This window comes from Bacillus sp. AM 13(2015) (genome assembly GCF_001518755.1).
In the GTDB taxonomy this organism is placed as follows: Bacteria; Bacillota; Bacilli; order Bacillales; family Bacillaceae; genus Bacillus; species Bacillus safensis.
The window spans coordinates 1-10,962 of record NZ_LKCP01000063.1; the positions used below are offsets into that span (position 1 = coordinate 1).

The 10,962-nt window shown below is 41.5% G+C and carries 14 protein-coding genes, 1 pseudogene and 1 other annotated feature; all 15 genes and pseudogenes read left to right on the forward strand.

The window, feature by feature from the left end; all coding sequences use genetic code 11:
- Window positions 1-229, forward strand: a pseudogene (locus AOQ70_RS10720) (DNA repair protein RadA); the annotation flags it as partial.
- A 2-nt stretch (window positions 230-231) separates the two neighbouring features.
- Window positions 232-1,311, forward strand: coding sequence for a DNA integrity scanning diadenylate cyclase DisA (disA, locus tag AOQ70_RS10725; RefSeq protein ID WP_024425581.1), 1,080 nt, complete (start codon window positions 232-234; stop codon window positions 1,309-1,311).
- Window positions 1,312-1,464: 153 nt separating this feature from the next.
- Window positions 1,465-2,565: a PIN/TRAM domain-containing protein gene (locus tag AOQ70_RS10730; RefSeq protein ID WP_047203808.1), complete on the forward strand. Its 1,101-nt coding sequence runs from the start codon at window positions 1,465-1,467 to the stop codon at window positions 2,563-2,565.
- Between the two features lie 13 nt (window positions 2,566-2,578).
- Entirely contained in the window at window positions 2,579-3,265 is a 687-nt protein-coding gene (gene ispD, locus AOQ70_RS10735) for a 2-C-methyl-D-erythritol 4-phosphate cytidylyltransferase (RefSeq protein WP_041084742.1), read from the forward strand.
- Between the two features lie 6 nt (window positions 3,266-3,271).
- Window positions 3,272-3,748 (forward strand): 2-C-methyl-D-erythritol 2,4-cyclodiphosphate synthase, encoded by a 477-nt coding sequence (gene ispF / locus AOQ70_RS10740; RefSeq protein WP_003216928.1) that lies wholly within the window; start codon window positions 3,272-3,274, stop codon window positions 3,746-3,748.
- 94 nt (window positions 3,749-3,842) lie between these two features.
- The gene (gene gltX / locus AOQ70_RS10745) at window positions 3,843-5,294 is read left to right on the forward strand and encodes a glutamate--tRNA ligase (protein ID WP_059376227.1); all 1,452 of its coding nucleotides are present in this window, start codon (window positions 3,843-3,845) and stop codon (window positions 5,292-5,294) included.
- Window positions 5,294-5,524: a binding site (T-box leader), on the forward strand. (Overlaps the previous gene by 1 nt.)
- Before the next feature lie 82 nt (window positions 5,525-5,606).
- Complete coding sequence (gene cysE / locus AOQ70_RS10750) at window positions 5,607-6,260, forward strand: serine O-acetyltransferase (protein WP_059376229.1); 654 nt, start codon at window positions 5,607-5,609, stop codon at window positions 6,258-6,260.
- Window positions 6,257-7,657 carry a cysteine--tRNA ligase gene (cysS, locus tag AOQ70_RS10755; protein WP_034283904.1) on the forward strand — a complete coding sequence of 467 codons (1,401 nt, stop codon included), beginning with the start codon at window positions 6,257-6,259 and terminating at the stop codon, window positions 7,655-7,657. Before cysE ends, cysS begins: the two co-directional genes overlap by 4 nt.
- 3 nt (window positions 7,658-7,660) lie before the next feature.
- Window positions 7,661-8,092: a Mini-ribonuclease 3 gene (locus AOQ70_RS10760; protein ID WP_024425587.1), complete on the forward strand. Its 432-nt coding sequence runs from the start codon at window positions 7,661-7,663 to the stop codon at window positions 8,090-8,092.
- The gene (rlmB, locus tag AOQ70_RS10765) at window positions 8,076-8,825 is read left to right on the forward strand and encodes a 23S rRNA (guanosine(2251)-2'-O)-methyltransferase RlmB (RefSeq protein WP_024425588.1); all 750 of its coding nucleotides are present in this window, start codon (window positions 8,076-8,078) and stop codon (window positions 8,823-8,825) included. Before AOQ70_RS10760 ends, rlmB begins: the two co-directional genes overlap by 17 nt.
- A 2-nt stretch (window positions 8,826-8,827) precedes the next feature.
- Complete coding sequence (gene rae1 / locus AOQ70_RS10770; RefSeq protein ID WP_024425589.1) at window positions 8,828-9,340, forward strand: ribosome-dependent mRNA decay endonuclease Rae1/YacP; 513 nt, start codon at window positions 8,828-8,830, stop codon at window positions 9,338-9,340.
- 63 nt (window positions 9,341-9,403) lie between these two features.
- Window positions 9,404-10,060, forward strand: a complete 657-nt coding sequence (gene sigH, locus AOQ70_RS10775; RefSeq protein WP_008345424.1) for an RNA polymerase sporulation sigma factor SigH — start codon at window positions 9,404-9,406, stop codon at window positions 10,058-10,060.
- 76 nt (window positions 10,061-10,136) lie between these two features.
- The gene (rpmG, locus tag AOQ70_RS19300) at window positions 10,137-10,286 is read left to right on the forward strand and encodes a 50S ribosomal protein L33 (protein WP_008356502.1); all 150 of its coding nucleotides are present in this window, start codon (window positions 10,137-10,139) and stop codon (window positions 10,284-10,286) included.
- A gap of 34 nt (window positions 10,287-10,320) precedes the next feature.
- A complete protein-coding gene (gene secE, locus AOQ70_RS10780) occupies window positions 10,321-10,497 on the forward strand; it encodes a preprotein translocase subunit SecE (protein ID WP_008345422.1) in 177 nt (58 codons plus the stop codon).
- A gap of 171 nt (window positions 10,498-10,668) precedes the next feature.
- Window positions 10,669-10,962: transcription termination/antitermination NusG family protein (locus tag AOQ70_RS10785; RefSeq protein WP_331457678.1), on the forward strand; the 294-nt coding region annotated here is incomplete at its 3' end.

Genomic DNA, 10,962 nt, shown 5'->3' on the forward strand with positions numbered 1-10,962 from the left:
CGCAGCGCCGCATCAAGCGGATTGCTTTATAGGAGAGGTCGGTCTGACGGGAGAAGTCAGAAGAGTATCAAGAATTGAACAGCGAGTGCAGGAAGCTGCGAAACTAGGATTTAAGCGAATGTTTATTCCTCAGGCGAATATAGACGGATGGAAAAAGCCGAGAGGGATTGAGTTAGTTGGTGTAGAAAATGTAGCGGAGGCACTTCGAATTTCACTAGGGGGATCATAGAAATGGAAAAAGAGAAAAAAGGAGCGAGAGAACTCGATCTCTTAGATATTGTACAGTTTGTGGCACCAGGAACACCTCTGCGGGCAGGGATTGAAAACGTCTTGAGAGCCAATACTGGCGGGCTCATTGTTGTTGGTTATAATGACAAAGTAAAGAGTGTGGTAGATGGAGGATTTCACATTAATTCTGCCTTCTCTCCAGCACATTTATATGAATTGGCGAAGATGGACGGGGCGATTATTCTTAGCGATTCTGGTCAAAAAATCTTGTATGCGAATACACAGCTGATGCCAGATGCCACCATCCATTCATCGGAAACAGGCATGAGGCACCGGACGGCTGAACGTGTAGCGAAGCAGACAGGCTGCTTAATCATCGCCATTTCTGAACGGAGGAACGTCATTACCTTATACCAAGGGAATCGTCGTTATACGCTGAAAGATATTGGTTTTATTTTAACAAAGGCGAATCAAGCCATTCAAACACTTGAGAAATATAAAACCATTTTAGATCACGCCATTTCTGCGTTAAGCGCCCTAGAATTTGAAGAGCTTGTGACCTTTGGTGATGTATTATCCGTGCTGCACCGCTACGAAATGGTTCTTAGAATCAAAAATGAAATCAATATGTATATCAAAGAGCTTGGAACAGAGGGACACTTGATCCGTCTGCAAGTCAATGAGCTGATTACAGATATGGAGCAGGAAGCGGCTTTATTTATTAAAGATTACGTGAAAGAAAAGATCAAAGATCCGTATGTGCTGCTTAAACAACTTCAAGATATGTCGAGCTTTGAGCTTTTAGATGATTCCATTCTGTACAAGTTACTTGGATATCCAGCTTCTACAAATATTGACGAATATGTGTACACAAGAGGATACAGGTTGCTCCATAAAATCCCTAGACTGCCAATGCCGATCGTTGAAAATGTGGTTGAAGCATTCGGTGTGCTAGATCGAATTATGGAAGCGGATGTACAAGAATTGGATGAAGTAGAAGGAATTGGAGAAGTAAGAGCGAAAAAGATAAAAAAAGGATTAAAAAGGTTACAAGAAAAACATTATATCGACCGTCAGCTTTAAGAAGAGAAATTTTTCTCTATTACGGTTAAAAATGGATGAATATGGGTATATTAATGATGGTTTTGTTTTCTGTTGCTCATGATAGGAAACTTAAACATATATCAATGTCAGATGAAGGTGGATTGACAGATGAAAAATAAAGGAGGTGAAGGTATGTTAAAAAGAATCGTTCAGGCGTTTTTTATCATTTTTGGTGCAGTTGTGGGGATTTTTATCATTCCAGAGTTATTTCTGCTTTTAAATGTAAAGGACATACCTTTCATAACAAATGCTTACTCTTCAGCACTAATAGGAGCCGCTGTATTCTTGATCATCGGCAAATGGTGCACAGGTTATGTGGTAAATTGGGTGAAATGGATCGAGGATTCTCTATTGAAGGCGCCTCTTCCTGATCTTATATCTGGAAGTTTCGGATTAGTATTTGGACTTATTCTAGCATATCTTATTGTAAACGTGATCCCGCTAAACAATATCCCATATCATATTTTTGGTACCATTATTCCGATTTTCCTGGCTTTCTTTTTAGGATACCTTGGGTTTCAGGTAGGCTTTAAGAAGAAGGATGAAATGATGGGGCTGTTCTCCCGGTCTGCAAAGGTCAGCAAGAAAAAAGGAGCAGCTGATGATGAACCTGAAATAGAAGATAAAAAGCTGAAAATTTTAGACACAAGTGTTATCATTGATGGAAGAATCGCAGATATTTGCCAAACTGGATTCTTAGAAGGCGTCATGGTTATTCCTCAATTTGTACTCGAGGAATTACAGCATATTGCAGACTCCTCAGATGTATTAAAGAGAAATAGAGGCCGGAGAGGTCTTGATATTTTAAATCGTATTCAAAAAGAGTTGGATATTAAAGTTGAAATTTACGAAGGTGACTTCGAAGACATTCAAGAGGTTGATAGCAAGCTTGTGAAGCTCGCGAAATTAACTTCAGGTGTTGTTGTGACCAATGATTTTAATTTAAATAAAGTATGCGAACTTCAAAAAGTAGCAGTGTTAAACATCAATGATCTAGCCAATGCGGTTAAACCGGTTGTACTGCCTGGGGAAGAAATGAAGGTACAGGTCATCAAAGATGGGAAAGAGCATAACCAAGGTGTTGCTTACCTAGATGACGGTACGATGATTGTGGTCGAAGAAGGACGCAATTACATTGGAAAAGACATCGATGTACTCGTCACAAGTGTGCTGCAGACTGCTGCTGGAAGAATGATTTTTGCGAAGCCAAAACTTCTGGAGAAGGCGCTCTAAAGGGAGAACGAACATGTATTATGAAGTAGTTATTCCGGCTGCGGGGCAGGGGAAACGAATGAAGGCCGGCCGCAATAAGCTTTTTATCGAGCTGAAAAGAATGCCGGTCATCATTCATACATTAAAGGTGTTTGACGCTCATTCACAATGCAAACGCATGATCCTAGCGATCAATGAGGAGGAGCGTCAAGACTTTGAAAGGCTACTCAAGGTACACGCTTTTCAAACGCCTGTTTCACTTGTCACTGGCGGTGAAGAACGTCAGCAAAGTGTATACGAAGGATTAAAGGCTGTGAAAGATGCGGACATCGTGCTTGTTCATGATGGGGCAAGGCCTTTTATTAAGCATACACAGATTGACTTGCTCGTTAAAGCAGCGATTGAAAAAGGCTCCGCAGTTGTAGCGGTACCAGTGAAAGACACAATCAAACGCGTTCAAGAAGGAAAAGTGGAACAAACCATTGAACGTCAGAGCTTGTGGGCGGTCCAGACCCCACAAGCTTTTCGTCATTCTATTTTAAAAGAGGCGCATGAACATGCGGAGCGGACAGGCTTCCTTGGAACAGATGACGCCAGTCTTGTTGAACAATTACATGGCGAGAATGTGTATATTGTCCAAGGAGACTATACCAATATTAAGCTGACAACACCGGATGATTTATTGGTTGCCAAGGCAATTATGGATGCGGAAAGAGGGTAATAGATCATGTTGAGAATAGGACAAGGCTTTGATGTACATCAATTAACAGAGGGAAGACCTCTGATTATCGGCGGGGTCACCATCCCTTATGAAAAGGGACTGCTAGGGCATTCAGACGCTGACGTACTGCTTCACACAGTGGCAGATGCCTGCCTGGGTGCGATTGCTGAAGGAGATATCGGCAGACATTTCCCAGACACAGATCCTGAGTTTAAGGATGCAGATTCTTTTAAATTATTGCAGCATGTGTGGGCACTTGTGAAAGAAAAAGGTTACACACTTGTGAATATTGACTGCACCATCATGGCTCAAAAACCAAAAATGGCACCTTACATTCAACCAATGTGTGAGAAAATCGCAGAAGCACTTGAGGCAGATGTCACACAGGTGAACGTCAAAGCAACAACGACAGAGAAACTCGGATTTACAGGAAGAGGCGAAGGAATTGCCTCTCAGGCAACAGTGCTTCTTCAGAAAAAGTAAAATCCATTTTGATGAGAATGGGTTTTGATGATAAAATACGTTTATAAAAAATTGGTGTCAGACAACATGATGCAGATGAAAGGAAGTTAAACTCATGGGAAATGAAGTGCGTGTTCGTTATGCACCGAGTCCAACTGGTCATTTACATATTGGGAATGCTAGAACGGCTCTTTTCAACTATTTGTTCGCACGCAGCCAAGGCGGCAAATTTATTATTCGAATCGAGGATACGGATCAAAAGCGTAATGTAGAAGGCGGGGAGGAAAGCCAGCTTCGCCACCTGCAATGGCTCGGTATTGATTGGGATGAGAGCATTGATAAAGATGGCGGTTACGGTCCTTACAGACAATCAGAGCGAAATGATATTTACAAAAAATATTATGACGAGCTCTTAGAGAAGGACTTGGCGTATAAGTGCTATTGTACGGCTGAAGAGCTAGAGGCAGAGCGTGAAGCACAAATCGCCCGCAGTGAAATGCCTCGATATTCTGGTAAATGCAGTCATTTATCAAAAGAAGAAGAGGACAAGCTGGTTGCTGAAGGAAGAGAGCCAAGCATCCGCTTCCGAGTGCCAAAAGGAGAAATCATCAAATTTGACGACATGGTTAAAGGCGATATTTCGTTTGAAACAGACGGCATCGGTGACTTTGTTATTGTGAAGAAAGATGGCACGCCAACTTATAACTTTGCCGTAGCCGTGGATGATTATTTGATGAAAATGACTCACGTTCTTCGCGGAGAGGATCATATTTCAAATACGCCTAAACAAATTATGGTTTTTAATGCATTTGGCTGGGATGTTCCGCTATTCGGACATATGACGTTGATTGTGAACGAGAACCGCAAGAAATTAAGTAAACGTGATGAATCAATTATTCAATTCATCGAGCAATATAAGAATTTAGGATATTTACCTGAAGCTCTGTTTAACTTCATTGCATTACTTGGATGGTCTCCAGTAGGCGAAGAAGAACTGTTTACAAAAGAGCAATTCATCGACATTTTCGATGTGAATCGACTTTCTAAGTCACCAGCTCTATTTGATATGCATAAACTAAAATGGGTGAACAACCAATACGTGAAAGCACTTGATCTTGATCAGGTTGTGGCACTAACACTTCCGCATCTTCAAAAAGCAGGCAAGGTAAGTGAGCAGCTGACAGAAGAAGAAAACACGTGGGTACGCAAGCTTATTTCTCTGTATCACGAACAATTAAGCTACGGAGCAGAAATTGTTGAGTTAACAGAGTTGTTCTTTAAGGAGCAAATTGAGTATAATCAAGAGGCAAAGGAAGTTCTAGCAGAGGAGCAAGTACCAGAAGTCATGGCATCTTTTGCAGGTCAGCTTGAACAGCTTGAGTCTTTCACACCTGATGAAATCAAGGCTGCCATTAAAGCGGTACAAAAAGAAACAGGGCATAAAGGCAAGAAACTATTCATGCCGATTCGTGTGGCTGTCACAGGACAAACGCATGGCCCAGAACTTCCGCAAAGTATTGAATTACTAGGTAAAGAAACGGTATTAAACCGCATTAAACAAATATAAGGAAATCGTTGCGAGGGAGAAGTACAATGTACTCGTCCATCACAGAAAGAGTCTCCACCGGCTGAAAGAGACTTATGGGCAGACGTTGGAAATGCACCCTCAAGACCCTTGAGGAACACGTACGTTAGTATGCAAGGGCGGTATCCTCCGTTATGGGATTAAGTTGAGAAGGCTGAAAGATAAGTGGCTTTCTAAACAGAGTGGAACCGCGTTTTCAAAACGTCTCTGTCATTTGGCAGAGGCGTTTTTTATTTGTCCAAAAAAAGAGAGCAAGTCCTAAGAGAGATTGATGGGGAAGAACGGGGGGAGCATGTGTTTTTCAAAATGCTGAAAGAAGATATTGATACTGTGTTTGATCAAGATCCTGCTGCTAGAAGCTATATTGAAGTAGTGCTAACCTATTCAGGGCTTCATGCGATTTGGGCTCACCGTATTGCGCACGCATTTTATAAGCGGAAGCTGTATTTTATTGCGCGAATCATTTCTCAGATCAGCCGTTTTTTCACAGGGGTAGAAATTCACCCGGCGGCAACCATTGGCAGGCGGTTCTTCATTGATCACGGCATGGGCGTTGTGATCGGGGAAACATGTGAAATTGGAGACAACGTCACTGTTTTCCAAGGCGTGACATTAGGGGGAACAGGGAAAGAAAAGGGAAAGCGGCATCCGACCATTTTAGACGATGCCCTTATTGCGACAGGTGCCAAGGTGCTTGGTTCCATTACAGTTGGAAAAGGAGCCAAGATTGGAGCGGGATCGGTCGTGTTAAAGGACGTACCCGACCATTCCACCGTTGTCGGTATACCTGGGCGAGTCGTCGTTCAAAATGGAAAGAAAATCAATCGTGATCTCAATCATCAAGATTTGCCAGATCCAATTTCCGATCGTTTTAAAGAATTGGAACGAGAAATGGAAAAGCTAAAAGGTGAGCTGGCTTCATTGAGCAGAAAGGAAGAACAATCATGACAATCAATATTTATAATACATTGACACGTAAGAAAGAAGAATTTGTCCCGCTTGAGCCAGGAAAGGTCAAGATGTATGTGTGCGGACCAACCGTTTATAACTACATTCATATCGGGAATGCTAGACCTGCTATTGTTTATGACACTGTACGTAAGTATTTAGAATACAGCGGTTACGATGTGAACTTTGTATCAAACTTTACAGATGTGGATGATAAACTCATCAAAGCAGCCAATGAACTCGGAGAAGATGTGCCGACAATTGCTGACCGGTTTATCCAAGCCTACTTTGAAGACGTTAGTGCACTAGGCTGCAAAAAAGCAGACCTTCACCCGCGAGTAACGGAAAACATGGATGATATCATTGCGTTTATTGCGACATTGATTGAAAAAGGCTACGCCTATGAAGCAGATGGCGACGTGTATTACAGCACACGCTCATTTGAAGGCTATGGAAAGCTTTCACATCAATCGATTGATGAACTGAAGACAGGTGCCCGTATTCGTGTAGGTGAAAAGAAGCGAGATGCACTGGACTTTGCCCTATGGAAGGCTGCAAAGGATCAGGAAATCTCATGGGATAGCCCATGGGGCGAAGGACGCCCAGGCTGGCACATCGAATGCTCGGCAATGGTCAAAAAATATTTAGGTGATACGATCGACATTCATGCTGGCGGACAGGATCTAACATTCCCGCACCATGAGAATGAAATTGCCCAATCTGAGGCTTTGACAGGGAAGCCTTTTGCGAAGTATTGGATGCATAACGGGTATATTAATATTGATAATGAAAAAATGTCAAAATCACTTGGCAACTTTGTGCTGGTGCATGACATTGTGAAAGAACAAGATCCTGATGTGCTCCGCTTCTTTATGTTGTCGGTTCACTATCGCCACCCAATTAACTACTCAATGGATTTATTAGAAAGTACAAAGAGTGCGTTTAACCGACTCAAAACATCGTATGCGAATTTACATCACCGTCTCGAGAGCAGCACGAATATCACGGAAGACAATGCTGAATGGCTGGCAAAAATTGAAGAACAGCGTGCGACATTTATTTCTGAAATGAATGATGACTTCAATACAGCAAATGCGATCTCTGTTTTATTCGAATTAGCGAAACAGGCGAATTATTATATGGAAAATGATCATACTTCGGAGGAAGTGATCAAGGCATTTATCGGCTTGTTCCAAGAAATTACGTCTGTTCTTGGCTTCTCATTAGAAGAAAAGCACACGCTTGACGAAGAGGTAGAAGCGTTAATTGAAAAACGTAATGAAGCTAGAAGAAATCGTGACTTTGCCCTATCTGATCAAATTCGTGACCAATTAAAGAACATGAATATTGTGTTGGAGGACACTCCTCAAGGTACTCGCTGGAAAAGAGGAGAATAGGCAATGTTGAATTTTGAAAAGCTGAAAGACGGTAAACAGTTGAACGGACTTGCGCTAGCTTATATGGGTGATGCCATTTTTGAAGTATATGTGAGGCATCACCTCCTCCAAACGGGGGCAACAAAACCAAATGAGCTGCACAAACGAGCAAGCAAAATTGTTTCAGCTAAATCACAGGCTGCTATTTTATTTACGCTTCAGCAGCAAGGCTTTTTCACTGAAGCAGAAGAAGCGGTGCTGAAAAGAGGAAGAAACGCAAAATCAGGCACAGTGCCTAAAAACACGGACGTTCAAACGTATCGTTATAGTACAGCGTTTGAAGCGCTCATGGGTTATTTATTTATCGAAAAGCAGGACGAACGCTTAGAAGAGCTGATTGGTCAGGCGATTGAAATCGGAACGTCAGGGAGGAAGACAAATGAGTCAGCAACATGATTATGTCATTGGGAAAAATGCAGTGATTGAGACACTGAAGTCAGATCGGGAGTTATACAAGCTCTGGATGGCAGAAAACACTGTAAAAGGACAAGCCCAGCAGGTCATTGAACTCGCTAAAAAGCAAAATATCACCATTCAGTATGTTCCGAGGAAAAAGCTTGATCAAATGGTTACAGGTCAGCACCAGGGAATCGTTGCACAAGTAGCAGCATATGAATATGCAGAATTGGACGATCTGTATCAAATCGCTGAAAAGCGCAATGAGCAGCCATTCTTTCTGATTTTAGATGAAATTGAAGATCCGCATAATTTAGGATCGATTATGCGTACGGCAGATGCTGTAGGGGCACACGGGATTGTCATTCCAAAAAGGAGAGCGGTCGGTCTAACAACAACAGTTGCTAAGGCATCCACTGGAGCAATTGAGCATATTCCTGTTGCAAAAGTGACCAATCTTTCAAGAGCCCTTGATGAAATGAAAGAAAGAGGAATCTGGGTTGCGGGAACAGATGCGTCTGCTAAACAGGATTACAGACAATTTGATGGTACAATGCCGCTGGCTCTTGTGATTGGGAGTGAAGGTAAAGGAATTGGCCGATTGATTAAGGAAAAGTGTGATTTTCTAATTAAACTGCCTATGGCCGGGAAGGTTACTTCTTTAAATGCATCAGTTGCCGCTGGTCTATTGATGTATGAAGTGTATCGAAAACGTTATCCGTTAGGAGAATAGAGATGGATATCCTCTTAGTCGATGGATACAACATGATAGGTGCATGGCCTCAGCTGCAGCACTTAAAGGAAAACAGCTTTGAAGAAGCCAGAGACGTGCTGATTCAACATTTAGCAGAATATCAAGCATACACAGGGTATCGAGTCATTGTCGTATTCGATGCCCATATGGTCAAAGGAATTGAAAAGAAGCGAACCAATCACCGAGTAGAGGTCATCTTTACGAGAGAGAATGAAACGGCGGATGAGCGGATTGAAAAGCTGGCGCAGGATTTGAATAATATTCGGACGCAAATTCATGTGGCAACCTCAGATTTTACGGAACAATGGGCTATTTTTGGACAAGGAGCTCTTCGGAAGTCGGCTCGTGAGCTTTTAAGAGAGATTGAAGTGATAGAACGAAAGATTGAAACGAGAGTCAAAAAGATTACTTCTGATAAACCAGCATCTAAGATTGAATTGTCAGAAGATGTATTGAAAACGTTTGAAAAATGGCGGCGCGGGAATCTGGAATAGCTTGACGATATTTCAACCATTAATGTATAATATTTCTATCTAGGTGCGGTCGGGGGGATCGAAGTGAATCTAAACAACAGCAAGGGTAAGTCCATCAGAGAGCAATTTTGCCAGTTGGAAGATGAACAAGTCATTGAAAGGGTTCATGTCGGAGATAGTGATGCGCTAGATTATTTAATAACGAAATACCGCAATTTTGTACGTGCGAAAGCAAGATCTTATTTCTTGATAGGAGCGGATCGAGAGGACATTGTCCAAGAGGGAATGATCGGACTTTATAAGTCTATCCGCGATTTCAGAGAGGACAAGCTTACTTCATTTAAGGCTTTTGCAGAGTTATGTATTACCCGCCAAATTATCACCGCAATTAAAACAGCTACTCGCCAAAAACATATCCCGTTAAATTCCTATGTATCATTAGACAAGCCGATCTACGATGAAGAATCGGACAGAACATTATTAGATGTCATTTCCGGTGCTAAAGCGCTTAACCCAGAAGACTTAATCATTAGCAAAGAAGAATTTGATGATATCGAAATGAAGATGGGTGAACTGCTTAGCGAGCTGGAAAGAAAGGTACTTGTGCTTTATCTTGATGGCAGATCCTATCAAGAGATTTCTGAAGATTTAAACCGTCATGTGAAATCAATTGATAACGCACTCCAAAGAGTAAAGAGAAAATTAGAGAAATATTTAGAGCTTCGCGAGATTAGTCTCTAATCAAACCTATATTGACAGCTTTTTCGACACTGTGATAAGGTACTAATGAAATGATGTCGAGAAAATAGGTGTAAATATGAGGAAAAAGATTACTCTAGCCTGTAAAGACTGCGGAAGCCGCAATTATACGACAATGAAAAGTGTTGCTTCAGCAGCTGAAAGATTAGAAGTTAAGAAATATTGCAAGACTTGTAATTCACATAAAACACATTTAGAAACGAAGTAAGATTTGCGTTCTTTATTCTGTGGAGGTCTTTTACATGCGTATTATCAGTTTCTTAAAAAGTGTCGGAAAAGAAATGAAAAAGGTCAGCTGGCCAAAGAAGAACGAAATGGTCCGCTACACAATCACTGTTATTTTAACAGTCGTATTCTTTGCAATCTTTTTCTCTTTTCTTGATATAGGAATCTCACAATTAATCGAATTAATTCATTAATACTTGAATAATGGTCTGCTGAACGTGCTATAATAGATCATAATATGACTTGCCAAAAAACCCGTTTTACGGGTTTTTTCAATTGCTTGAAAATATTTACCGGTACTCGAGATTCGTCAAATAGACATTATGAAATGTGGGGAGGGAAGGACTAAATAGTCCTGAACGAAAATGGAAAAGAATTGGTATGTTGTGCATACGTACTCTGGCTATGAAAACAAAGTAAAAGCGAACTTGGAAAAGCGTGTTGAATCAATGGGCATGCAGGATAAAATCTTCCGCGTCGTCGTACCAGAAGAAGAAGAAACGGATATTAAAAATGGTAAGAAAAAAGTCGTCAAAAAGAAAGTATTCCCTGGCTATGTCCTAGTGGAAATCGTGATGACTGACGACTCTTGGTATGTTGTTCGTAATACACCGGGTGTCACTGGATTCGTTGGATCAGCTGGGTCAGGCTCAAAGCCA